Annotated in this window: 21 protein-coding genes; 7 read left to right on the forward strand and 14 right to left on the reverse strand. The window is 63.2% G+C overall.

What is annotated here, in order from left to right:
• Nucleotides 1-66 precede the first annotated feature (66 nt).
• Together KEM60_RS07225 and dapA are read right to left on the reverse strand one after the other, a co-directional pair.
• Nucleotides 67-1,743 (reverse strand): methyl-accepting chemotaxis protein, encoded by a 1,677-nt coding sequence (locus KEM60_RS07225; RefSeq protein WP_219106844.1) that lies wholly within the window; start codon nt 1,741-1,743, stop codon nt 67-69.
• Between the two features lie 186 nt (nt 1,744-1,929).
• Nucleotides 1,930-2,856: a 4-hydroxy-tetrahydrodipicolinate synthase gene (dapA, locus tag KEM60_RS07230; RefSeq protein ID WP_219106845.1), complete on the reverse strand. Its 927-nt coding sequence runs from the start codon at nt 2,854-2,856 to the stop codon at nt 1,930-1,932.
• Nucleotides 2,857-2,992: 136 nt separating this feature from the next.
• Here dapA and KEM60_RS07235 point away from each other — a divergent pair, with 136 nt between their 5' ends.
• The 4 genes from KEM60_RS07235 to KEM60_RS07250 are packed head-to-tail and all read left to right on the forward strand — an operon-like array spanning nt 2,993 to nt 7,019.
• Entirely contained in the window at nt 2,993-3,490 is a 498-nt protein-coding gene (locus KEM60_RS07235) for an SRPBCC family protein (protein ID WP_219106846.1), read from the forward strand.
• A gap of 58 nt (nt 3,491-3,548) precedes the next feature.
• Entirely contained in the window at nt 3,549-4,766 is a 1,218-nt protein-coding gene (locus KEM60_RS07240; RefSeq protein ID WP_255574354.1) for a PLP-dependent aspartate aminotransferase family protein, read from the forward strand.
• A gap of 49 nt (nt 4,767-4,815) precedes the next feature.
• A complete protein-coding gene (locus KEM60_RS07245) occupies nt 4,816-5,376 on the forward strand; it encodes a PH domain-containing protein (RefSeq protein ID WP_255574355.1) in 561 nt (186 codons plus the stop codon).
• On the forward strand, nt 5,373-7,019 hold the full coding sequence (locus KEM60_RS07250; protein WP_219106847.1) for a PH domain-containing protein: 1,647 nt from the start codon (nt 5,373-5,375) through the stop codon (nt 7,017-7,019). The genes KEM60_RS07245 and KEM60_RS07250 overlap by 4 nt, the downstream gene beginning before the upstream one ends.
• Nucleotides 7,020-7,048: 29 nt before the next feature.
• Here the strand turns inward: KEM60_RS07250 and KEM60_RS07255 are convergent, their stop codons facing one another.
• Complete coding sequence (locus tag KEM60_RS07255) at nt 7,049-7,381, reverse strand: GIY-YIG nuclease family protein (protein ID WP_219106848.1); 333 nt, start codon at nt 7,379-7,381, stop codon at nt 7,049-7,051.
• 280 nt (nt 7,382-7,661) lie between these two features.
• On the opposite strand from KEM60_RS07255, the gene KEM60_RS07260 reads away from it, so the two are divergent.
• Nucleotides 7,662-8,297, forward strand: coding sequence for an N-acetyltransferase (locus tag KEM60_RS07260; RefSeq protein ID WP_219106849.1), 636 nt, complete (start codon nt 7,662-7,664; stop codon nt 8,295-8,297).
• Between the two features lie 64 nt (nt 8,298-8,361).
• Entirely contained in the window at nt 8,362-8,598 is a 237-nt protein-coding gene (locus tag KEM60_RS07265; RefSeq protein ID WP_219106850.1) for a hypothetical protein, read from the forward strand.
• Between the two features lie 265 nt (nt 8,599-8,863).
• On the opposite strand, the gene KEM60_RS07270 is transcribed toward KEM60_RS07265, so the two are convergent.
• On the reverse strand, nt 8,864-9,745 hold the full coding sequence (locus KEM60_RS07270) for an alpha/beta fold hydrolase (RefSeq protein ID WP_219106851.1): 882 nt from the start codon (nt 9,743-9,745) through the stop codon (nt 8,864-8,866).
• A gap of 85 nt (nt 9,746-9,830) precedes the next feature.
• Between KEM60_RS07270 and KEM60_RS07275 the strand changes: the two genes are divergently transcribed.
• Nucleotides 9,831-11,045, forward strand: a complete 1,215-nt coding sequence (locus tag KEM60_RS07275) for a pyridoxal phosphate-dependent aminotransferase (RefSeq protein WP_255574356.1) — start codon at nt 9,831-9,833, stop codon at nt 11,043-11,045.
• 94 nt (nt 11,046-11,139) lie between these two features.
• On the opposite strand, the gene KEM60_RS07280 is transcribed toward KEM60_RS07275, so the two are convergent.
• The 10 genes from KEM60_RS07280 to KEM60_RS07325 all read right to left on the reverse strand — a co-directional run bounded on the left by KEM60_RS07280 (nt 11,140) and on the right by KEM60_RS07325 (nt 22,943).
• Complete coding sequence (locus KEM60_RS07280) at nt 11,140-11,970, reverse strand: LytR C-terminal domain-containing protein (RefSeq protein ID WP_219106852.1); 831 nt, start codon at nt 11,968-11,970, stop codon at nt 11,140-11,142.
• A 907-nt stretch (nt 11,971-12,877) separates the two neighbouring features.
• The gene (locus KEM60_RS07285; RefSeq protein WP_219106853.1) at nt 12,878-13,561 is read right to left on the reverse strand and encodes a response regulator; all 684 of its coding nucleotides are present in this window, start codon (nt 13,559-13,561) and stop codon (nt 12,878-12,880) included.
• Entirely contained in the window at nt 13,561-16,092 is a 2,532-nt protein-coding gene (locus KEM60_RS07290) for an ATP-binding protein (RefSeq protein ID WP_219106854.1), read from the reverse strand. Before KEM60_RS07290 ends, KEM60_RS07285 begins: the two co-directional genes overlap by 1 nt.
• Nucleotides 16,093-16,146: 54 nt before the next feature.
• Nucleotides 16,147-16,722 (reverse strand): potassium-transporting ATPase subunit KdpC, encoded by a 576-nt coding sequence (gene kdpC / locus KEM60_RS07295; protein WP_370626320.1) that lies wholly within the window; start codon nt 16,720-16,722, stop codon nt 16,147-16,149.
• A 21-nt stretch (nt 16,723-16,743) separates the two neighbouring features.
• Nucleotides 16,744-18,873 carry a potassium-transporting ATPase subunit KdpB gene (gene kdpB, locus KEM60_RS07300; protein ID WP_370626321.1) on the reverse strand — a complete coding sequence of 710 codons (2,130 nt, stop codon included), beginning with the start codon at nt 18,871-18,873 and terminating at the stop codon, nt 16,744-16,746.
• Nucleotides 18,870-20,519 (reverse strand): potassium-transporting ATPase subunit KdpA, encoded by a 1,650-nt coding sequence (gene kdpA / locus KEM60_RS07305; protein ID WP_219106855.1) that lies wholly within the window; start codon nt 20,517-20,519, stop codon nt 18,870-18,872. Before kdpA ends, kdpB begins: the two co-directional genes overlap by 4 nt.
• On the reverse strand, nt 20,519-20,644 hold the full coding sequence (gene kdpF / locus KEM60_RS16870; protein ID WP_219106856.1) for a K(+)-transporting ATPase subunit F: 126 nt from the start codon (nt 20,642-20,644) through the stop codon (nt 20,519-20,521). The genes kdpA and kdpF overlap by 1 nt, the downstream gene beginning before the upstream one ends.
• 184 nt (nt 20,645-20,828) lie before the next feature.
• Entirely contained in the window at nt 20,829-21,359 is a 531-nt protein-coding gene (locus KEM60_RS07315) for a hypothetical protein (RefSeq protein ID WP_219106857.1), read from the reverse strand.
• Between the two features lie 49 nt (nt 21,360-21,408).
• Complete coding sequence (locus tag KEM60_RS07320; RefSeq protein WP_219106858.1) at nt 21,409-21,882, reverse strand: hypothetical protein; 474 nt, start codon at nt 21,880-21,882, stop codon at nt 21,409-21,411.
• A gap of 317 nt (nt 21,883-22,199) precedes the next feature.
• Nucleotides 22,200-22,943, reverse strand: coding sequence for a DUF4118 domain-containing protein (locus KEM60_RS07325; protein ID WP_219106859.1), 744 nt, complete (start codon nt 22,941-22,943; stop codon nt 22,200-22,202).
• Nucleotides 22,944-23,192: the final 249 nt, after the last annotated feature.

Genomic DNA, 23,192 nt, shown 5'->3' on the forward strand with positions numbered 1-23,192 from the left:
CGGGCGCCGCCCACCTGAACGGGTGGACGGCGCCCACGGGGCGACACAGGGGTCAGCACGCCTAGGTCAGAAACGGAACTTTCCGACGAGGTCTTGCAATTGATGGGCCCGGCCAGCCAGCTCTTCGGCAGCCCGAGAGGTGTCCTCCACCGCTGACGTGGTCTCCCCAGAGGCCTGCGAGACCTGGTCGACGTAATTGGCGATCTGAGACGCTCCCGAAGCCGCTTCAGAGACATTGCGACCCATTTCGTTGGTGGTCGCTGTCTGCTCCTCGACTGCGGAGGCAATCGTCGCCTGGGTGTCGTTAATCTGCGCGATGATCGCCGAAATCTCACTAATCGCCGCCACCGCAGCCTGCGTATCGACCTGAATCTGCTCGACTCGATGGCCGATGTCCTCAGTCGCCTTCGATGTCTCTTGCGCCAAATCCTTCACTTCGTTGGCCACCACCGCGAAGCCCTTACCCGCTTCACCCGCCCGAGCCGCCTCAATCGTCGCATTCAACGCCAACAGGTTAGTTTGCTCCGCAATCGTCGTGATCGTCTTGACCACTTCACCGATCTGCGTCGAACTATCTCCCAGCTTCGCCACCGTCGCGTTCGTCTGATCAGCCACCGCCACCGCCGAGGCTGCCACGTTCGCCGCATCATTCGCGTTCTTCGAGATCTCTCGGATCGACGCCGTCATCTCTTCGGTCCCCGCCGCGACCGTCTGCACGTTGGTGGAGACTTCAGAGGCCGACTGAGCAGCCGCACCCGCCCGCTCGGAGGACAAGGAGGCTGAGTTCCGCATCTGACCGGAGGTGGCGGTGAGCTCCTCACTGGCGGCAGCCACCGTCGCTGAGGCATCACCGACCTGTTGCAGGACAGACCGGATCGACTCGCGACTCTGATCCAAGGCCCGTGCCATGTCGCCGATCTCGTCGCCTACGGTGACATCGGCCGCCACCCGCAGGTCGCCGGAGTCCATCGCCTGCACGCTGGCGAGGACCTTACGGACCGCCACCAGGATGGCGCCGCTCACTCGCCACGCCAAGAAGATCAGTCCTAGCGCCGCCACAGTCAACGTCACTGCTGAAACGACAACGGCAGTAGATCGAGCGCTCTCAGCTTCGTCTTGAGAATTCTTCACTCGATTTTGAGCTGTCGTGGTCAGTGCTTCTGTTTGTGCACTCAATGCCTCCATGATCTTGCCGGCCTCAACCACAGCTAGTTCATTGGCTTTGTCCATAGATTTTTCTTTGACCGCTGCAACCACTTTTTCATCATTAGCGACCCACTGCTGCAAGGTCCCTTTGACCTCTCCCAGCGATTTCTTGCCAGCGTCAGTGATGAGCTGCGGTTGAATTTCAGCGATCTGCTTGTTGAGATCGTCAAGGTCTTTGAGGTAGGCCTTACGGCTAGGCGACGAGGGCTCCACAGCCTTAGCACCGGTAGTCGCCGCTTCTAAAAGGTAGCCGTTTTGCTGTCCGTTGAGGTCGGATACCAGCTGATCAATCCAGGTGGCGTTCACCTGGACTTCGTAGGCAGATTTCATGTTTTGTGAACTGTTACTCACGTTGTTTAGCGACCACAAGCTCACGCCAGTGAGCAGCACAGCCACAAACAACCCAACCAAGCCGATCGCCAAGATCTTGGCGCGGACGCCCAGGGAGCGGCGCGGCACGGAGCTGCCAGGGTGTTGCTGCCCTTCGCTGCCGAGCTTCCCTGGCGCGTGTCCGGTGCCTGGGGACGAGAACTGCATGGTGTCTCCCTCGTGGAGCGGGTAACCGACGGTGGATCGGTGGCATCCCTCGGTGGTGCCTGACGCGGGCCTGACGTGGCTGTCCGCGCCCTGTGAGCCTGGGCGCGGCGATGACCCGCAACGATTCCTACTTCGGTCGAATCCCGCTCGGGATGAGCAATTCCCATCGGGGACTTACCCATCGGGTCAGACGCTGACCCCCTGAGCGGCCAGCCCGGAGGCAGCCAGTCCTTCCCGAAGAATCTGCAGTTCCGCCTCGGTGGACGTCACCAAGGGCAAGCGCACCGTGGGGTGGGCGATGATCCCGGCCTCAGCGAGCATGGCTTTCGCGGTGATGGCCCCTTGGGAGGTGGTCATGATCGCATCGACGGCGGGCTGGAGTTCGCGGTGAATCCGGCGGGCTTCGGCCAGGTCGCCTCGGTCGACGGCGTCGACCATCGCGCGATAGCGCTGCCCCGCCAGGTGCCCGACGACGCTGACCACGCCGGAAGCGCCCAGGGCCAACATGGCCAGGTTGTCCTCGTCGATGCCGGAATACCAGGCAAGGTCGGTGCGGGCTACCACCGTGGTGGCGGCCCACTGGTCGCCTTTAGCGTCTTTGACAGCGACGATTCGCGGGTGCTCAGCCAGGGCGAGCAGCGTCGCCGTCGTAAAGGGGATGCCAGTGCGTCCCGGGATGTCGTAGAGCATGATCGGCAGTTCGGTGGCGTCAGCGACGGCATGGCAGTGGGCGATCAAGCCGCGCTGCGTGGGTTTGTTGTAGTAAGGAGAGACCAGCAGCAGGCCATCGACGCCGACCTGGGCTGCGGCAGCGCTCATCTCTAGGACGTGCCGGGTGTCATTAGAGCCGACTCCGGCGACGACAGCGGCGCGGCCCGCCACGGTCTGGGTGACCAGCCGCATCATCTCGATGCTTTCTTCGTCACTGAGGGTGGCGGATTCACCGGTGGTGCCGTTGACGACGATCCCGTCGTGCCCGGTGGCCAGCAGGTGCTCCACGAGGGAGCGGACGCTCTCGACGTCGATGGCGCCATCCGGGGTCATCGGGGTGACCATCGCGGTGAGGACAGAGCCGAAGGGGCGCGCGGGCAGGGCGGTGGGGGTCTGCGTCATGGCCCCAGACTGCCCGAGGTGGCTGGGCTGGTCCAGTCATGTTCACCCGTCTGTCTCGATGCGAGATGGGTCGGTGGTGCCCGCCGCGAGTTGGCGCGGTCCAGGGGGTAGGTAACTCGGCGGTAGCGTTCCCTTTATGTCCAGCCATGACGTCAGCTTCCGCGAAGGCACTTCGCGTATGGCCCGGGCCCAGCGGTTCATCCGTGCGGGCCGTTATCCGATCTTCGACATTTTGTCTGATCCGTTCCAGCATCGTCTGGTCGACGGTTCCGGGATGGTGCAGGGCAGTCCGCACGGACCTGGCCGGCTGACATTGGGGGCCCGTTTCACGATGGGGATGTCGGTCGGACCGGTCCCCTACCGGTCGGTGAACCATGTGATCGAGTACGACCCACCGCGGTGCATCGCGTGGGCTACGGTCGCGGAGTTTCAGGGGCGGGTGTTTGCAGGCGGTCAAACCTGGCGATATGAGCTGGAACCGGTCGATGGCGGCACCTTGGTGACGGAGACCTATGACTGGTCAGGGTCGCGGCGGGCGGTGTGGTTGCTGGAGAAGACCGGTCAGCCGGAGAAGTATGCGGAGGCGATGTCGGCCACCTTGGCTCGATTGGCACGTCTGGTCGAGGGTCACTGAGGGTAAGGATCTGTCAAAGACGGTTGCGCCGCCTTGACCGTGAGGTCAGGGTGGCGCCATGGACACGCTCATGGAAACTCTGCCTGACCTCGCCGTCAGCATCGACACCCTGGCCGTGCATGCCGGTCGGGAGGACTTGCCCGATCTGGGGGTGCATGTCCCGCCGATCGACTTGTCCAGCACCAATCCGCTGCCTTCGGTGGACGCTGGCGGAGAGTCCTATGAAGTGATGGCCGGTGGCGGTCACCCCGGTCCGGGTGGCCCGGTGTATCAGCGGCTGTGGAATCCGACGGTGGCGCGCTTCGAGACGGCGTTAGCCGCCTTGGAGGGGACGGCCGAGTCGGTGGCTTTCGCTTCCGGGATGGCGGCTTTCACGGCCTGTGTGCTGGCGGCGCGGCAGGTGGGAGCCGTGCAGGGTCGTGGCAGCCATGTCGTGGCGATTCGCCCGTTGTACGGCGGCACTGACCATGTCTTGGCGTCGGGTTTGTTGGGGACTGACACCACGTTCGTCCCGGCGGAGTTGGTGGCTGACGCAGTTCGTGCGGATACCTGCCTGGTGGTGCTGGAGACCCCGGGCAATCCGACTTTGGATCTGGTGGACGTGGCGGCCGTGGTGCACGCCGCAGGCGACGTACCAGTGTTGGTGGACAACACTTTTGCGACGCCGGTCTTGCAGAATCCGGCGGCTTTAGGCGCCTCGATGGTGTTGCACAGCGGCACGAAATATCTCGGCGGACATGGTGATGTCCTGGCGGGGGCAGTGGCGTGCGACCTCGAGTGGGCGGCGGCTTTACGGCGGGTCCGGGCGTTGACTGGAGCGATCGTGCATCCGCTGTCGGGATATCTGTTGCATCGGGGCCTGCAGACCTTGCCGTTGCGGGTGCGCGCCCAGCAGGACAGTGCGCGACAGCTGGCGGCGTGGTTGGCCCACGAGGCGCCGCATGTCGCCCAGGTCCACTATCCGGGTCTGCCCGGTGGCGATCCGTACGGTGTGATCGGGACGCAGATGCGAGGCCCGGGGGCGATGATCGCGATCCGGTTGGCTGGCGGCGCAGAGGTGGGATTCCGCCGGGCGACTGAGGTCACGCAACGGTGCCACCTGTTCACACATGCGGTGTCCTTGGGTGGGGTGGATTCGTTGATCCAACATCCCGCCGCCTTGACGCACCGACCAGTGGCGCCCGGCGCCCGCCCTTCCCCGGATATCGTGCGTTTGTCTATTGGTCTCGAAGATATTGATGATCTGCGGGCCGACCTGGAGCAAGCTTTGCGATGATCTGATTCCGGGTCGCGGCTGTCCAGGGCCTGACGGAACGAATCTATCGATGGGGACGGATGAGGCTGTGGACGACGAGGCAGAGTCGATGACACCGCTGGCGACAGCGGAGCCGGGGCAGGTGCGCCAGACAGTACGTCGTCCGGCGCACCGGGTGAGCCCGCGAGCGCCGTGGATGTGGCTGGTCAGTACGGCTGTGGGGTGGTTGTGTGTCTTGGTGCCGTGCGGGGCGGTGTGGTGGTTTGTTGAGTCAAGTCGGGGGTGGATGGGGTGGGTCTGTGGTGGGGGCGCGCTGTGGGCCGTGGTGCACTGCGCGGTGATGCCGCCGTGGCGTTATCTGGTGCATCGGTGGGAGGTGGACGACACGGCGGTGTACACCTTGGAGGGCTGGTTTACTCAGCGGTCTCGGGTGGCGCCGGTGAGTCGTATTCAGACGGTTGACAGTCGTTATGGGCCGGTGCAGCGGTTGTTCGGGTTGGGGACGGTGCAGGTGACCACGGCGAGCGCGGCGGGACCGTTGGATGTGGACGGGCTGCCTCGGGCGCAGGTGGAGGAGTTGGTGGCTCGGTTGACTGCGGTCACGGCTCGGGGCAGCGGGGACGCCACATGATTGAGGATGTGTCGGTGGGGGTGGCGCCGTCTTCTGATGTGGAGAGCGGTTCCGCTGGGGGTGTCCATCCGGGGGCTGAGCGACCGGAGGTGCCTTGGCAGCGGACGGCGGCACGGTCGATGTTGGTGTCACCGGTGAAGGCGTTGTGGGATGCGGTGCCGACGATGGCGCCGATGGTGCTGGTTGGGGTCGCCAAGGGCGGCTGGGCGCAGTGGCTGATTGTGGCGGGCTTGCTGGTGCCGGTGGGTACGGCGTTGATGCAGTGGTTTTTCTTGAGGTTTCGGGTCGCTGAGGGCCAGTTTCAGGTCCGACGTGGGGTGTTGGCTAGGCATCAGACCACGATGCAGTTAACCAAGATTCGTGCTGTCGACGTTCAGGCCACGGCGATGCGTCGGGTGTTGCGGGTGTGTGATCTGACGATCAGTACCGGTGCGGGCGCTCCGATTGAGGTCAAAGGGGTGGATGCTGCTGTCGCTCATGGTCTGCGTCAGACGTTGCTGGCCCGTGCCTCGTACGACGGCCCTGAGGGCGCGATCCCCGGGGGTGTCGCCCCTGACGCCGCGGTGTCGGATGCTCTGGTGGGGGGTGGCTCTGGCGTCGGTGGCAGCGTCTCGTCTGGGGTGGTCCCGTCAGCCCCGGAGGTGGCGGTGGCGACTGATCTGTTGCGATGGCGTTCGTCGTGGCTGCGGTTTGCCCCGTTCACGATGGGCGGGATCGCCGCTGCCGGGGCTGTGGTGGCCTTTGTCAGCAATATCGTGCGTGACTTGGATGATTCGTCATGGATCGGTGAGCACATCGGTGTGGTGACCGGTTGGCTTCACGCCATTGATCCGGTGTTGCTGGTGGTTGTTGCGGCGGTGCTGGCCGTGCTGTTGATCCCGGCGCTGGCAGTGGTGACATATGTGTTGAGCAACTGGAATTTTCGGCTGTGGCGCTCGGGTGATGGCGCGTTGCATGTCACGCGCGGTTTGCTGACCACTCATGCCACTTCCGTGGAGGAATCCCGGTTGCGCGGTGTGGTGTTGGAGCGTCCCTTGTTGCTGCGTCTTCCCTCGGGGGCCCGCGGCAAAGCCTTGCTCACCGGCGTGCCTGCCGACCATACGTCGACGTCCGATCTGTTGTGCCCGCCAGCGCCGCTCGACGAGGTCGTCGGTCTGCTCGGCACTGTCTTGGGCAGCGCTGACCCGGTGACGGTGGATCTGATCCGGCACGGCCCGATCGCCGTACGGCGTCGTTTTGTCCGGGGGGCGTGGTGTGCGTTGGCTTGGACAGCACTGTGGGTGTTCCTGGTGTGGCAGCAACACTGGCCGAGCTGGGTCGTCTCGGTGGCTGTCGTGGCCTGGGTGTGGGAAGGGCTGCTCGCTTGGGGGCGAGCGCAGTCGCTGGGTCACGCCTGGTGCGCTGATTATGTGGTGGGGCGCACTGGGGTGATGCCGCAACAGCGATCGATGGTGCGGGCGTCAGCGGTGATTGGTTGGCAGTTCAGTCAGACGTGGTTTCAACGGCGGGTGAATCTGGTGACGGTGCAGGTGATGGTCGCCACCAAAGGTGGTTCGGTGACCATTCCGGACATGCCGTATGAGCAGGCGGTGGCGTTGGTGGGTGCGGTCAGTCCAGACCTGTGCGCCCGGGTGCGTGCGTGAGGGAGCGAGCTGTCGCTGTCCTGGTGCGGTCAGTAGGTGCGGCCTTCGTGGATGTCCAGTTCGTCGATCCACAGGTCGCGTAGCCGCCCGAGCCGTTCGGCAAGGTCCCCGACGCACTCTTCAGGAGGGATCTCGTCGTGGATCGCGAATTCAAAGGCCCGTCCGGCGTCAACGGCCCAGTCAGCCTGCATCACCGGGTCCGGGTGTCGTCCGGCGGTCAGGGTGTCCCGGGTTTCGGTGATCGTCCGCGCCAGGTCATCGCTCCATCCGACGTACGTGCGCCCGGTGCGGGAGCAGGTGACGCTGTAGACGCCGGCCCGGGGCGGCCCGCTGGCTACGCTCCCGTCGGTGTCATTCCACATGAGTCCTCCTGATGTGCAGCCTCCCTCGACTTGAGAGGCCTTCTCCCTGGTGCTGTCCACGCTATCGCCACGCCTATCGCCCGATGTCAGCAGCCCCTGGTCTGTTGATCGGCCACGCACAGCGGCCAGTGCACTGGATGTGGTGGCGAATTTCGGGGTGGGTGCTGGCACGGGATGTCAGACTGGGGCGCGACGCCACGACGAGGGTCGCCCTGCCAGGTCGGTACGGCGACGTGGGGGCTGCGGCAGGGCGCGATATTGCGACCATGAGGAGGGTGCGGTGTCCGACAGCGACCTGGTCGTGGAGTCCGCCGCCGGTGACGCGCAACGGCGGGCGGCTGCGGCGGTGCTGGCTGAGGCGTTTCGTGAGGATCCGACGGTGTCACCGATGGTGGCGACCAGGGCTGATCCGGTGCGAACCTTGGCCGATTTGTTCGATTTTCAGGCGCGTCATCATTTTGGTCCGTACGGCGCAGTAGACATCGCCCGGGATGCGCAGACCGGGAAGGTCATGGGGGCGGCACTGTGGGCGGCCCCAGATCGGTGGCGGTTGCCGTGGTCGGTCACGGTGCGTTGGGCTCCAGCGTTGACGCGGATCCTTCAGGGAGATGTGTGGCGGGCAGGACGGGTGGAAGCTCAGTTAGAGGCAGCTCACCCGCGATTCCCGCACTGGTATCTGTACGCCGCCGGGGTGGACGAGACGGCTCGGGGGCGCGGTGTCGGGACGGCGTTGATGCGTCATGGGCTGGCCCGAGCTGATGCAGCGGGGATGCCGTGCTATTTGGAGGCGAGCACGTCGCGCAGCGCCACGTTGTACACCCGGTTGGGTTTTGTCCGGTTGGGGCAGATTCACCACGCGCCGGGGATCCCCAGCCCAGAGGGTATGTGGCGTCCAGCACTCAGCACTGGCATGTGACGGTCGACAGGACTGAGGCGTTCTCGGGGGTTGGGGTGCGCCGTCGGCGAGGAGAGAAGGCCACATGTCCAGCACGGTGCATTCTGCTGCCGCCGCGGTCCCGCTAGGGCCGGCGACGTCCACCGCCCGACTGGCGCAGGTCGCTGCGACCGGGGGTCCCGCTGTGCGGTTGCGGGTCGCCGCCCATCTCAACATCGACCGACGGACCTTGGAGTTGTTGGCGCAGGACGAGGACCAGATGGTGCGGCGCGTCGCCGTACGGCGGTTGCGTCAGTGGCCCGACGAGGTTTCAGCAGCGTGACAGCAGATCCCCACGGACGGTGACGACCCGGCACCACCGGTGGCACCCCTGGGGCGGACCTCTCCCCCAGAGACATTCACGAGCCCATGAGCTGCGGTTCAGCGTCTTCACAGCGTCTGCGGGTTCACTGGTGCCCAGGACGGATCGTTGATGCACACCTCCGACAGTCATCATCTGGCGCGACCGTCTCCGGACCACCCGCCCCGCGTGTGGAACCCCCGACTCCGCGCGGGGCGGGCCCGGTCGGCGACCTCACCGACCGCGGTCAGTCCGCACTGGGAGTGTCACCGCCAGAGCTGTCCGAGGCGCTCGCTTCGACACCGGCCACGACCGCCTCAACGACCTGTGGCGCGCATTTCTCCGGCAGCCAGTGGCCGCCGTCGACGGTGACAAAGCGGTATGGCGCTTCGACGTACTGTCCAGTGCGTTCGGCTGCTTCCCGACCGAGGAAGGCATCTTTGGCTCCCCACAGGTATGTCGTGGGCACCGTCACCGGACCGTCTGCGCTGATCGACCCGCTCAGCGGCCGCAACCACTGCGCGCGATACCAGGCCAATCCGCCGCGCCAGCCTTCCTCGGTGACCAGCCGGGACCGGTAGGACGCTTCCTGCTCTGGGGGCAGGCCGAGTCGCCCTAGGCCACGGCGTCGGACCATCGCGGCCATCATCCGTTCCGGCAGGACAGGGATCTGCACCGCTGTCATGTACCAGCTCTTCAACGCCTGGGTGGTGTGGCTCATCGCCCAGGTCATCGCTGCGGGGTGCGGAGTGGAGAGCACTGTCAGATGAGACACCCGTTCTGGGTGGCGGATCGCCACTTCCCAGGCCAACGCGCCACCCCAGTCGTGCCCGACGATATGGGCTTGATCCACCCCGGCGGCGTCCATCAACGCCAGCACGTCACCGGCGAGGACTTCCAGCCGGTACGCCGAGGTCTCGCTCGGGCGGGCTCCCGGGGAGTAGCCGCGCAGGTCGGGGGCGAGGACCCGCAGGCCCGCGTCGACCAGCCCGGGGGTCACTGCGGCCCAGGCACTGGAGTCCTGGGGGAAACCGTGCAGCAGCACTGCCGTGCCACGGGGTCCGTCCCCACCGGTCTCTGCGCTGTCGCGGACATCGAAAACCAAACCATCCCTGGTGAAATTCTTCATGGCTCAACTCAATCAGACCTGCCAGGGCGAAGAAGGCGATGCGCAAGGGCCGCTGAGCCGGTCGGTGCGCGTCAGGATGGATGACATGTCCGGTCCTGCTGCTTTCCCTCGGCGTCAGCACACACGTGCCGCGCACACCGCCCGCCGCGGCAAGGTCGAGCCGTTCCATGTGATGGAGCTCCTCAAAGCCGCCAACGACCGGGCGGCAACCCACGGGGATGTCATCACGTTGTGCGCGGGACAGCCGTCCACCCCCGCCCCCCGACCTGCGTTGGATGCTGCGCAACGCGCCATCCAAGACCAGGACCTGCTCGGATACACCGACGCGGTGGGCACGAGCGCGCTGCGGGCAGCTATCGCCGCGCATTACGACACGATGTATGGGCTAGACGTGGACCCGGACCAGGTGGTGGTGACCACCGGGTCCTCCGCCGGGTTCACCGCGTTGTTCCTCGCAGTGTTCGACGCTGGTGACCGGGTGGCGATGGCTCGTCCTGGCTATCCGGCGTACCGCAATGCTTTGCAGGCGTTGGGCTGCGACGTCGTAGAGCTGGACTGCGACGAGACCACTCGCTACCAACCGACCACAGCGATGCTAGACGAGGTGAGCGCCCGCACTGGCGGCCCACCGGCAGGGTTGATCCTGGCATCCCCAGCCAACCCGACGGGCACGATCATTTCGCCAGAAGAGTTAGCCGCGCTGTCCTGCTGGTGCGAAACCCACGGGACGTTGCTGATCAGCGACGAGATCTACCACGGCGTGTCCTACGGGCGTCGTGCCGCCACGGCGTGGGAGACCTCACGAGAGGCCGTGCTGGTCGGGTCGTTTAGCAAGTATTTCTCGATGACCGGGTGGCGAATCGGCTGGTTGGTGCTGCCGCGGGGGCTGGTCCGCACTGTCGAGCTGCTGCTGGGCAATCTCAACATCTGCCCGCCCGCGATCAGCCAGGTCGCCGCGCTAGCTGCCCTATCGCCGCAGGCCACCACAGAATTAGACGGGCATGTCCAGCGATATGCCCGCAATCGGGAGTTGCTGCTGGCTCGGCTCCCCGAGATCGGGGTCGCCACGATGGCGCCACCGGACGGGGCGTTTTATCTCTACGCCGAGGTCTCTCACCTGACACCAGATACCACGGCATGGACCAGGCAAGTCCTCGCCGATGTGGGCGTGGCGTTGACGCCCGGAGTGGATTTCGACACGGTGCACGGTGACCGGTTCGTCCGGTTGAGTTTTGCCGGATCCACCGACGAGGTCAACGAGGCGATGGATCGTCTGGTCAGATACGTCGGTCGCCGATGAGAAGGTGACGTTGACCGGAGGGTCGACATGTGCCCGGGTGGCGCTGACTCCCATCCGGGTCACCGCTTGCAGGGGCGGCCGACCTCGATCCGGGTCACCGCTTGCAGGGGCGGACGACCTCAATCCGGGTCAACGGCTTCTTCGGGGCTTCTTTGGGAAGCTTGTCGGCTGGGGACACGCCCGTCCATTTCATACCGATGAGCAGGTCCACTTTTGATCCCTCAATGTCTGGATCGAGTTGCATCGTGGATCCGGGGACGGCTTCATTGACGAGTTTGGCTTGGCGTTCACCGTCTGGGCCATAACGCACCGCAGCTTCGGTCTGAATCCACGCGTTTTTCGGGTCGAGTCCGACAGCGCCAAGTCGGAAACCGAGCCCCGCCATGTCGTCGGCGGTTTTCTTGCCGAGACCTTCGAAATAGGTGGTGTTGTAAATGTTGACGATGACGTCGTCGCGCCGGACCAGAGGGCCGTCATGCGGGGACAGCTGAGTGAACGACGGACCCAGGACCAGGTCGACAGTGGTGCCTTCTCGGGCGTCCAAAACGAGCCGTGCTTCTGGGAGCAAAATTTTCTGAGTCACCAAGGCTTGGTCGAGCCCATCAGCGCCGTAACGGATCTCACCAGTGCCGACGACCGGCCGAGGTTCGCCATCATTGCGGGCAGCACCGGCTTTGAACGATCGCAGCGGAAGCTCTTTGAGGACGTCACCAGCAGCGCCGGGTTTGGCGCCAGCGTTGAGGACGTTGAGAGTGAAGCTGTTTTGCAGTGGCCCTTGGACGCTGACCGGTTGGCAGCTGGGAGCTTCTGCACGAATGGCCCTGGTCAAGGCGTAGGACGCAGTGCCTAGACCTGCTCCGAGGACCAGCCCCGGGGTCAAGACAAAAGCGACAATCCCCACCTGGGTGCGCGTCCTGGGATCCAAGTCGCGGAGCCTGCGCATCCCGGCTCACCCCTCTCACTGCATGCCATGACGCCTGAACCGGCGGCCAGACAAAAGCATCTCAGCGTTTTGGCGAAACAAAAAAACGACACGGACGTCGATGCCAGATCGTTGTGTGACTAGATCACCATGTGGACATTTCGGAGATCGTTCCAGGTGGTCGGCACAGCAACCGGCGTGTCGCCGAGGACCACTCGGGCGGGATCACCGTCTGAGGCGCTATCGGACGGCGTACGCCGTGGCACGCCTGATGAACGGTCGGTGCGAGCGCACGGACCAGCACCGCGCAACAGATGACACGTCGCACGAGCCACCCTGGCAGCACTGACCAGACCAGGCTAAGCGACACCACCGGCGGGAGATAACAGCTGTACACCCTGGCGGCCGGTGACGTCAGGGTGGGCGAATCATACCCCTCCGCATCCCGACATCCCGTCGTATCTTCGTGTCAACGTTCATGATTCATCCAGAAACCCCCGCCCTGCACCACGGCAGTTCCTCCCGCTCCACGGCGTCTCCGCCTGCTCCACCCCGCCCATCACCACACCCAAACCCGCCCACGGGCGACCTTCACCACACCCAAACCCGCCCACGGGCGACTTTCCCGCGCAAAACCCCAGGTCGCCCCTCCCAAAACCCGCCCACGGGCGACCTTCACCACACCCAAACCCGCCCACGGGCGACTTTCCCGCGCAAAACCCCAGGACACCACCCACCAAACCCGCCCACGGGCGACTTTCCCGCGCAAAACCCCAGGTCGCCCCTCCCAAAACCCGCCCACGGGCGACCTTCCCGCACCCAAACCCGCCCACGGGCGACTATCCCGCACAAAACCCCAGGTCGCCCCTCCCAAACCCGCCCACGGGCGGCGTACGGGCAGCTCAGCGGATTACGGCACCAACCGATATCCCTGTCCGGGTTCGGTCACCAGGTGGACAGGGGTATCCGGGCAGGGTTCGAGTTTGCGGCGCAACTGGTTGGCGAAGACCCGCAGATAATGTGATTCACGACGGTACGACGGACCCCATACTTCGCCCAGCATGTCTGCGTGGGACACCAAATGCCCTGGGTTGCGGGCAAGGACACTGAGTAGCCGCCATTCGGTGGGAGTGAGCCGTACGACGCTCCCGTCGGCGAGTTCTGCTCGGCGTTCGGCGAAGTTCAAGGCGAAATCGGCGCAGGTAAATGTGGGTTGCCCGTGAAAAGAGTCGGTGTGTGAGCGGCGCAGCGCTGAGCGTATTCGCGCCATCAGCTCGTCCATTCCGAAGGGTTTGGTGACATAGTCGTCTGCGCCCAGGTCGAGGGCTTCGACTTTGTCGTCGGATTCGTGTCGTGCGGAGATCACGATGACGGGAAGTGAGCTGCGTTGCCGTAGCCAGGCGAGGACGTCCACGCCGTCCCGGTCTGGCAGTCCTAGGTCGAGGAGGACTAGGTCGGGGGCGTCTTCGGTCACTGCTTGCATGGCGCTGCGGCCGTCCCCGACGATCAGTACGTCGTACCCGCGGGCTCTCAGGTTGATCCGTAAGGTCCGAGTCATCGCGGGTTCGTCGTCGACGACGAGGATGGACGTCATCAGTAGCCTTCCCGTTCGAGGTCGTGAGCTCCTGGCAGGTCGACGGTCATGGTGAGGCCCCCGCCGGGGGTGTCGTCAGCGGTGACGGTCGCGTTCATGCTTTCTGCTAGGCCGCGAGCCACTGCTAACCCCAATCCCACACCTTCTCCTGCGGGGACGTCGCTGTGCCGTTGAAAGGGCCGGAAGATGCGTTCGTGTTCGCTGCGGGGTACGCCGCGTCCGTTGTCGACGACGCGCACCATCACCCGGGTGCCGGATTCTGGGGTGGTGATGGTGGCTACGTTGATGAGCACGGGGGATTCTGCTGGCGTGTACCGCAATGCGTTTTCTACCAGGTTTGCCACTACCCGGTCGAAAAGTCCTGGGTCGGCGTAGGCCAGGCATTCTCCTTGGCTCCATAGGTCTAATCGGGACGGTTCGCTCGCTTGTGACATCACGTCGACCGCTGCGGCGGCAGCGTCAAAGACCACACAATGTGGACGCATCGTCCCGGTTTCTAACCGGGACAAGTCGAGCAGGTTGCCGACCAGCGAATCCAACCGGTCGGCGGATTCTTCGATGGCGGCGAGGAGTTCTGCTTGGTCTTCCGGCCCGAATTCCACTTCGTCGCTGCGCAGGCTCGACACGGCTGCTTTCACGGCGGCTAGGGGTGTCCGCAGGTCGTGTGACACCGCGGAGAGCAGTGCTTGTCGGGCTCGGTTGTCTTGGGCCAGCGAGGTCGCGGCAGCTTCTTCGGCCCGTAATCGCTGCCGGGTCAGGACGGCGGCAGCGTTCGCGGCGTACGCCGTAATGAGCGATTGGTCACTGATTCCCAGGTCGTGACCGGTCAACACCAGGAAGGTGTCATCGTCGATGTGCTCACTCACTTGGGCGTGAGCTACGTCGTTCAGAGTGAACTCACCGGCGGTGGCGAGCAGCACGTCAGGTTCGTTGGTACGACGGCGTACGACGGCGCCACCTGACATCGCGAACATGTCCAGGCATTGCTGCAGGAGCAGTGGCAAGGGTGCTGTCGAGGACAACATGGCGTGCGTGATTCTGGTGAGGCTCGCCGCTTCGTGTTGCGCCACTCGGGCTTGCCCGGCCCGGCGGGCGCTGACGTGCACCACCGATGCCACCGCGCAGGACACCATCAGGTAAACCACCAGGGCAAACACGTTGAGTGGGTCGGCCACTGTGAACGTGTAGAGCGGCGGCGTAAAAAACCAGTTCAGCAGAAGCGTGCCTAGCAGTGCGCTGACCAGAGCTGGCCCGAATCCGCCGATTAAGGCAGTGGCGACTGCCACCGCGAGGTAAAGCATCATGTCCAGCGGAAGGTCATGGTAGGAGCGGGTCAACGACAGCATGACGGTCAGGACGGCCTGCCCGGTCACTGCCAGGACCCATCCCACGCCTGAACGAACTCGCCCCAGTGAGCCCTCGCTGTGCGTCATCTCACGGCGGCGACGACGTTCCGCCGTTTCATGGGTGACCAAGTGCACGTCAATGTCTTGTGATCCGGCGACGACGGTGTCTCCCACCCCGTGTGACCACAGTCGCGCCCACCGGCCCCGGCTACTGGCACCTAAGACGATCTGGCTGGCGTTGACTCGACGCGCAAAGGACAGAATCGCCGCCCCAATGTCGTTTCCGGTCACCGTGTGGAATCGGCCACCGAGTTCCTCGGTGAGGCGATGGAGTCGGGTGAGCTGTGTCTCGTCCGGCCCGGCTAGTCCATCGGGATTGTCGATGTGTACGACGATGAGTTCCCCGCCAGCACCGCGAGAAGCGATTCGGGCACCTCGTCGCAGCACGGTCTCCCCTTCGGGGGCGTCTACCAGGGCGACCACGACTCGTTCCCGTGCTGGCCAGGTCGCCTCGATGTCGTGGTCAGCCCGATACCGTTCTAACGCTTCATCGACTCGGTCAGCCAGCCATAGCAAGGCCAGTTCTCGTAAGGCAGCCAAGTTTCCCGGCCGGAAATAACTGGCCAATGCTGCGTCGACCTTCTGCGCCGGATAGACATTGCCGTGCGCCATGCGCCGCCGTAGCGACTCCGGTGACATGTCGACCAGTTCGATCTGGTCGGCCCGGCGTACGACGTCGTCGGGGACGGTTTCTCGTTGTCGCACCCCGGTGATGGTGTGTACGGCGTCGTTCAGGGACTCCACGTGTTGGATGTTGACCGTCGAGATGACATCGATGCCCGCATCGAGGAGCACTGCGATGTCCTCGTAGCGTCGGGCGCGCGGCGATCCTGGCGCATTGCTGTGTGCGAGTTCGTCAACTAGGACGATCTGCGGGGCCCGCGCCACGATCGCGTCGACGTCCATCTCCATGAAGGTCGCCCCACGATGGTGCACTTCACGTCGCGGAATGACCTCGAACCCTTCGACCATGCTGCTGGTGTATCGACGCTCATGGGTTTCCACCACGCCAACAACGACATCGGCGCCGCGTTCAACCCGCCGATGCCCCTCACCGAGCATCGCCACGGTTTTTCCCACTCCAGGTGCTGCCCCGAGATAGATCCGCAGCACGCCTCGCCTCATCACTTGATTCTGCGGCATCGTCATTCCAGAGTCGCTTGCACCGTCGTACCAACGTCACCGGTGGGATAACGTGAGGTTGAGGTCGAGGACGTTGACACGAGGTGTGCCGAGGAAACCCCAGGATCGCCTGGTCGTGTGGTCCGCGATCACAGCTCGCACCGATTCCACGTTGAGGTGACGAGCTCGGGCGACCCGGGGCGCCTGCCACAAGGCGTAGGCCACGCTGATGTCCGGGTCGAGTCCCGACGCGCTGGCGGTTAAGGCATCGGCGGGGATGTCGGCGGGGGCGTCGGGATTGGCGTGGCGCAAGGCGTCCCGACGTTGTTGCACCGCCTCCCGCTGTGGAGCCCCTACCGGGCTGAGGTTGGATCCGCCGGAGACATCACCGGCGTACCTGCTGGCTGACGGCCGCGACTGGAACCATTCATCACCGGAGTTTTCTTGTCCGAGTAGGGCACTACCCACGATCCTCCCGTTATCCGTGACGGGCGAGCCAGCTGCTTGATCGCGAAACGCCGCCCAAGCCACGCCCGTCATCACCAGCGGGTAGATCAATCCCAGGATGAGGCTTAACAGCGCAAACATTCGCAAGGCAGCGGTGATCTGCCGGGAGAAACCACGCATGGTCATTGTCTTCTCCTTCACGCCGGATCAGGACAGACCTGGCAGACCGGCGACCATCAGGTCGATGAGTTTGATCCCGACGAAGGGGGTGAGCACCCCGCCGAGTCCGTAAACGATCAGATTCCGGCGCAGCAATGCCGCCGCTGACAGGGGCCGGTAGGCGACACCTTTGAGAGCTAAGGGAATCAGCATCACGATGATGAGGGCGTTGAAGATCACCGCGGACAGGATCGCCGAAGCGGGGCTGTGCAGGTGCATGACATTCAGCACCCCGAGGCCAGGGAAGACCCCCATAAACATGGCGGGAATGATCGCGAAATATTTGGCGACGTCGTTGGCGATGGAAAAGGTGGTCAAAGCGCCGCGGGTAATGAGGAGTTGTTTGCCGATCGCGACGATCTCGATGAGTTTGGTGGGATTAGAGTCCAGGTCAACCATGTTGCCGGCTTCTTTGGCCGCAGAGGTGCCGGTGTTCATCGCGACGCCTACGTCAGCTTGAGCGAGCGCTGGCGCGTCATTGGTGCCATCTCCGGTCATGGCGACGAGTCGCCCACCGGCTTGTTCTTTCCGGATGAGGGCTAGTTTGTCTTCGGGGGTAGCTTCGGCGAGGTAGTCGTCGACTCCGGCTTCGGCGGCGATGGCGGCGGCGGTGAGTCGGTTGTCGCCGGTGATCATGACGGTGCGGATGCCCATGCGGCGAAGTTCGTCGAATCGTTCGCGCATTCCGGGTTTGACGACGTCTTTGAGGTGGATGACGCCGAGGATACGGGTGGTCTCGTGGGGGTGGGTGTCGCGTTGGGCGACGACCAGGGGGGTTCCGCCGGTGGCTGAGATCTCTTCGATGACGTCGGTGAGACCTGCTGGGGTGCTGCCGCCGTGGTCGCTGACCCAGGTGGCGACGGCGCTGGCGGCGCCTTTGCGGATGAGTGTCCCGTCGGGTAGGTCGATTCCGGACATGCGGGTTTGTGCGGTGAACTCCACGAAAGTGGCGTGTGCGGGCGGGTCGTCGGTGGTGCCGATCAGGTCGATGATCGATCGTCCTTCGGGGGTTTCGTCGGCCCAGGACGATAGGTACGCCGCCCGGTTGGCTTGCTCTGGGGTGGCGTCGCCGAGGGGGATGATCCGGTCGGCTCGTCGGTTGCCGTAGGTGATCGTGCCGGTCTTGTCGAGGAGGAGCGTCGATACGTCGCCGGCTGCTTCGACGGCCCGCCCTGAGGTGGCGAGAACGTTGCGTTGCACCAGTCGGTCCATGCCGGCGATACCGATGGCGGAGAGGAGTGCTCCGATGGTGGTGGGGATCAGGCAGATCAGCAGGGCAACCAGCACGATCACGGGTTGGGGGCTGCCGCTGTAGTCAGCTGCTGGGGCGATGGCGGTGACGGCCAGCACGAAGATGATCGTCAGGGTGGTGAGCAGGATGGACAGCGCGATTTCGTTGGGGGTTTTTTGTCGGGAGGCGCCTTCGACGAGGGCGATCATCCGGTCGATGAAGCTTTCGCCGGGTTTGGTGGTGATGCGCACCACGATCCGGTCGGAGAGCACGGTGGTGCCTCCGGTGACGGCGCACCGGTCTCCGCCGGATTCGCGGATGACAGGTGCAGATTCTCCGGTGATGGCGGATTCGTCGACGGTGGCGACACCTTCGATGACGTCGCCGTCGCCGGGGATCACGGCGAAGGGTCCGCCAGCTTCGACGATCACGTGGTCGCCGACGGTGAGGTGGATGCCGGGTACCTGTTCGGTGCGTCCGTCGGGGAGCCGTCGTACGGCGGTGGTTTCTACTTTGGTGGCGCGTAGTGTCGCGGCTTGGGCTTTGCCGCGGCCTTCGGCGACGGCTTCGGCGAGGTTGGCGAAGAGGACGGTGGCCCACAGCCATAGCGTGATGCTGATGGCGAACGTGCTGGGGTGCAGCAGTGCGAGGACGCTGGTGAGGAGGGATCCCACCCACACCACGAAGACCACGGGGGATCGCACCACATGCCTGGGGTCGAGTTTCCTGGCTGCTTCGGGGAGTTGTCGCCACAGCAGCTGGCCGACATGCTCGGAGGAGTTGGTGTCGTGGTGGGGGCTGGTGCGGGGGTGGCGGTCAGGTCGGTGCGGTGTGGGGGTGTGCTGTGGGTGGTCGTGGTCGGTGGGGTGTCGGGTGGTGATGCTCACAGCGTTCCTTCCGCGATGGGTCCCAGCGCGAGGGCGGGGAAGAAGGTCAGGCCAGCGACGATCACTGCGATGCTGACGAGCAGTGTGACGAAGAGCGGGGTGTGGGTCGGCAGGGTGCCTGCAGTGATGGGGCGGGCTGGCTGCTGCGCGAAGGCCCCGGCTAGGGCGAGGGCGAGCAGAATGGGCAGGAATCGACCCACTGCCATGCAGGTCGCCAGGGTCAGGTTGTACCAGGGGGTGTCAGCGGATAGCCCGGCGAAAGCGGAGCCGTTGTTGTTCGCTGCGGATGCATAGGCGTACATGATTTCGGTGAGTCCGTGGGGGCCGGCGTTGGCGGTGGCGTTGCGGGCGGTTGGCAGGAGCAGGGACGTGCCGGTGCCGAGCAGGACCAGCGCTGGCATCACCAGGATGAATAGCGCCGTGTAGGTGATTTCACGGCGGCCGACGGTTTTGCCTAAGAGTTCTGGGGTGCGGCCCACCATCAGTCCGGCGACAAACACGGTGATGACCACGATGATCAGGGCGCTGTAGAGGCCGGTGCCGACTCCACCGGGGGAGATCTCTCCGAGGAGCATGTTGGTGAGGATGATTCCTCCGCCGAGGGGGCTGAAGGAGTCGTGGGCGGAGTTCACTGCCCCAGTGGAGGTGCCGGTGGTGACGGCGGCGAAAAGGACCGATCCGGGAATCCCGAAGCGGACTTCTTTACCTTCCATCGCTGATTGTCCGGTGCTGTTGAGGGCGGTTTCTGCCCAGGTGGTGAGGGCAAGGGAGATAAGGAAGAGCGTGGACATCAGGGCGAGCAATGCTCGTCCTTGGCGGAGGTCTCCGACGAGCCGTCCGTATGTCCGGGGCAGCGCGAAGGGGATCAGCACGATGAGCAGGATTTCAACGAGGTTGGTGACGGGGTTGGGGTTTTCAAAGGGGTGTGCTGAGTTGGCGTTGAAGAATCCGCCACCGTTGGTGCCGAGCAGTTTGATGACTTCTTGGGAAGCGACGGGGCCGCCCTGGATGGTTTGTGTCCCACCGGTGAGGGTCTGCACGGTGTGGGGCGCGTCCAGGTTTTGTATGACACCTCCCGCGATGAGGGTGATTCCTCCGATGACAGCTAACGGCAGCAGAATCCGCCAGAGCCCCCGGGTCAAGTCGACCCAGAAGTTGCCAACATTGTCGGTGTCGTGACGAGCGAGACCTCGTACGACGGCGACGGCGACGGCGAGTCCGACGGCGGCACTGATGAAGTTTTGGACAGTTAAGCCGAGCATGTCGACGAGATAGCTAGCGCCACTTTCCCCTGCATAGCTTTGCCAGTTGGTGTTGGTGACGAAGGAGACAGCAGTGTTCAGAGCAGTGTCGAGGCGCATTCCGGTGCGTCCAGCTGACCAAGGTAGCCATCCTTGGGCCAGGATGAGCAGCCACAGTCCGATGACATTGACCAGCGAGAAGGTGAGGAGCGATAGAGCATAAACGCTCCAGCGTTGTTCGCTGTCGGGGTTGATGCGGCACATTCGATAGAGAATCGTCTCTGGTCGACGGTGCCCGCTGTCGGTGAAGCTGCGGGCGACATAGTCACCGAGGGGGATGTGCGTCAGTGCTAGAGCCATCACCACTGCAGACAGCGTCATGACGGTCGCTGCGGTGTCGTTCATCAGAACTTCTCCGGGTGTACGAGGGCATACACCAGGTATCCGAGTAACGCGATTGCCAGGGACCCTGCCATCAGGTTTTCCCACATAGGTGTCTCTCCGTTCGGCTGCTGCGGAGAGGTGGACATCCCTGCTGGGAGGTCAGGAGCTCCTATGTCGTCAGGGCCCGGTGGGGGTGAGCGCCAGCGGGGACTGCCACCTCTCGTTCAGCTGCTATGCCACTACTGGGAGAGAGGTGATCCAGTCGCGCTAACAAGGCACTGACGGGTCTTGACGGTTCCTTAACGGTCCAGGTCGATGCGTGGGGGTGCGCTACTGGTCTTGGATGCCTTGGGCAGGTCCGTAGCCATTCCATTGATGCCACATGTATTGCTGTTGCTGCCATTCCAGGTGTTCTTCCATTCGCAACTTGATCGCATAGGCAAAGATGAATGGGGCTGCCATCAGGAAAGGCGCGACAAAAAGAATCGGATCCACCCATGGATCATCTCGCACGAGGACGGCCCCGATAAGTGCTATATCTACAATGACGCCACACCAGGCAATGATTTTTATTTGCAGATAACCTGCGCGGCGCGCTTCCAGCGACACCTCAGTCCCATGGCGGCGAAGGCTAAAGCAACACCATATCGCACCAACACCTACCAGAAAAACCACTATCATCAGAAAGTAGGAATGCTTGACATATAGTCGAACGATGGCAATGGCTTGAATCAAGACACCCAGTGTTGCCCAGGCGGCAGCGACGTTCATTGCAACCGTGGAGGCATGGTTGTTTCTCTTTATCACCTGAAAAGATATTTCAAATAGAAATGACCATATTACGATGGTCAAAATTAGCATTAGTCAGTCCTTTTCTACGGGAAGGCAATTGCAACTTTAGCATGCGCTATTAGTATGAGATTTCTTTGAGTCGTAGCTGCATGCTCGACCAAAGAAAGAACGCTAGACCCATCGATATTATTAAGATAACCAATAAACTTAGAGATGCGCCAATATTCTGGACGCTCACGAGCATCAATAAACCCATGTTAGATGAAAACATAATGAGCATCGTCACCATCAGAGCAGCCATAGTATACGCCTTGACTTCACCGATATTATCTTTTCTAGGAGCTATATTAAATATAAATGTTGAAGAAATTTGAGCTATGGCAGAAATTTGAACTACAAAAGCTGCCGGAAGTGAGGCGGGAACAACTAGCGAAAATATCATCATTTCAGAAACAATAAAGGTGATGACTGCGAGAATGATTCCCACCCTTGCGGCCTTGAGGCTATTAGCTCCTTTGATGTGAATGTATTTAGCTCGGATAATAAAAAGGAGAACTATATAAGCCAGAATGATCGATATTGCAGTTTCCACGGTGATGCCAATCCTTCTTTTATGCTCAACAAATTTAAGAGCGGGTAACTCCCGTCACGCATCATTCAGTTGAGGTATCCTAAGGGTTTATTCCAAGCCCGGTTCAGCTGCACAGCGTCGCGTTAGCCTTGGACATCATGAGAGTCAAGGCGCTATTCACTGAGGGCTGATACCCTCGGTAAGGATCTGATAACTTCGCAGTTCACAGGACCGTACAGCAAGATATTGACTTCAAAGCCATTCAAGAGGGAGCTATAACACATTCCTCACTGGTTCCCGCATGCGCCACATCTCGACATTCACCTTACAGGTGACGATCAGGCCACCGCGACCTGATCTGCCAACAAGACCGCCACTTTCAGCTGATCCGCCGTTGCGCGAACCACTTTCGATGCCGCCACCAAGCGGAAATGCCCTAGCACTTCTTCGCCGCGTCGTACTGGGATCGCCACGACACTGGTGGTCGGCAACCCAGATACTTCGACTTCGACGATGGCACTGTCGTGCATCACCACACCGGAATCCGTGACGACAGGCCACCCCCCGGCGGGCGCACCAGCGACGTACACGCACGAATCGACGGAAAGGATGCGTTGGATCTCTTGGCAGATAGCGGCACTTCGGTCTGCTCCGGTGGTCCCTTGTGGATCGACGCGCAACACCCCTAACACCCCGTCGACGTATCCCAAGCGGCGGGCAGCGGACTCAGCCTGACGCCTTCCCCGCAAAGCCAACTCGGTCACTGCCATCCCGACCACTACGAATAGCGCCGTCAAGGCGATGTCTTCGCCTTTGCCGATCCGGAATGTGAGATATGGCGGCACCAGAAAGTAGTCAAACCAGGCTGCTGCCGAGACTGCGGAGACCACCCCGCTGATGCGGTCGCCGGATGCCGCGAATGCCACCACAACCAGGGTTAGCAACAGCACATTCACTGCGGAATCGACAGATTCGCGCCACGGCCAGACAGCGACCGCGGCCAAAGCTGGTACGACGACGGCGGCGACTCGCCGGACCTCGTCACGCGCCCACCACGTCTTCAGCACAGCGTCGATTGTCATGGATCCCATCGAACACCCGGGCGGTCAGCCACGGACCCCCTACCCCCTGACGAATCATCAGCGATGAGGCATCACCCGCAGCCACCACCCACAGCCGGCCCACACCTCTTCCGCTATCCGGACGTCCAGCTCCCGGAATACGGGATGTCCAGCTCCCGGATGGCGATTGCCCGGCTCGCGGAAGACCTCCGATTCCCCTTGTGAACTGCAAATTCAGCAGACTAGCGTTGATATCAGCCGATTCACGAA

Source organism: Austwickia sp. TVS 96-490-7B (assembly GCF_019331795.1).
GTDB lineage: Bacteria > Actinomycetota > Actinomycetes > Actinomycetales > Dermatophilaceae > Austwickia.

Coding starts and splice junctions, on each gene's coding strand:
- KEM60_RS07250 (WP_219106847.1), top strand. CDS start 5,373: ATGATTGAGGATGTGTCGGTGGGGGTGGCGCCGTCTTCTGATGTGGAG.
- KEM60_RS07315 (WP_219106857.1), bottom strand. CDS start 21,359: ATGCTAATTTTGACCATCGTAATATGGTCATTTCTATTTGAAATATCT.
- KEM60_RS07255 (WP_219106848.1), bottom strand. CDS start 7,381: ATGTGGAATGACACCGACGGGAGCGTAGCCAGCGGGCCGCCCCGGGCC.
- KEM60_RS07285 (WP_219106853.1), bottom strand. CDS start 13,561: ATGACGTCCATCCTCGTCGTCGACGACGAACCCGCGATGACTCGGACC.
- KEM60_RS07235 (WP_219106846.1), top strand. CDS start 2,993: ATGTCCAGCCATGACGTCAGCTTCCGCGAAGGCACTTCGCGTATGGCC.
- KEM60_RS07290 (WP_219106854.1), bottom strand. CDS start 16,092: ATGAGGCGAGGCGTGCTGCGGATCTATCTCGGGGCAGCACCTGGAGTG.
- KEM60_RS07240 (WP_255574354.1), top strand. CDS start 3,549: ATGGACACGCTCATGGAAACTCTGCCTGACCTCGCCGTCAGCATCGAC.
- dapA (WP_219106845.1), bottom strand. CDS start 2,856: ATGACGCAGACCCCCACCGCCCTGCCCGCGCGCCCCTTCGGCTCTGTC.
- kdpC (WP_370626320.1), bottom strand. CDS start 16,722: ATGACCATGCGTGGTTTCTCCCGGCAGATCACCGCTGCCTTGCGAATG.
- kdpF (WP_219106856.1), bottom strand. CDS start 20,644: ATGTCCACCTCTCCGCAGCAGCCGAACGGAGAGACACCTATGTGGGAA.
- KEM60_RS07275 (WP_255574356.1), top strand. CDS start 9,831: ATGTCCGGTCCTGCTGCTTTCCCTCGGCGTCAGCACACACGTGCCGCG.
- KEM60_RS07265 (WP_219106850.1), top strand. CDS start 8,362: ATGTCCAGCACGGTGCATTCTGCTGCCGCCGCGGTCCCGCTAGGGCCG.
- kdpA (WP_219106855.1), bottom strand. CDS start 20,519: ATGAACGACACCGCAGCGACCGTCATGACGCTGTCTGCAGTGGTGATG.
- KEM60_RS07245 (WP_255574355.1), top strand. CDS start 4,816: ATGGGGACGGATGAGGCTGTGGACGACGAGGCAGAGTCGATGACACCG.
- KEM60_RS07270 (WP_219106851.1), bottom strand. CDS start 9,745: ATGAAGAATTTCACCAGGGATGGTTTGGTTTTCGATGTCCGCGACAGC.
- KEM60_RS07225 (WP_219106844.1), bottom strand. CDS start 1,743: ATGCAGTTCTCGTCCCCAGGCACCGGACACGCGCCAGGGAAGCTCGGC.
- KEM60_RS07325 (WP_219106859.1), bottom strand. CDS start 22,943: ATGACAATCGACGCTGTGCTGAAGACGTGGTGGGCGCGTGACGAGGTC.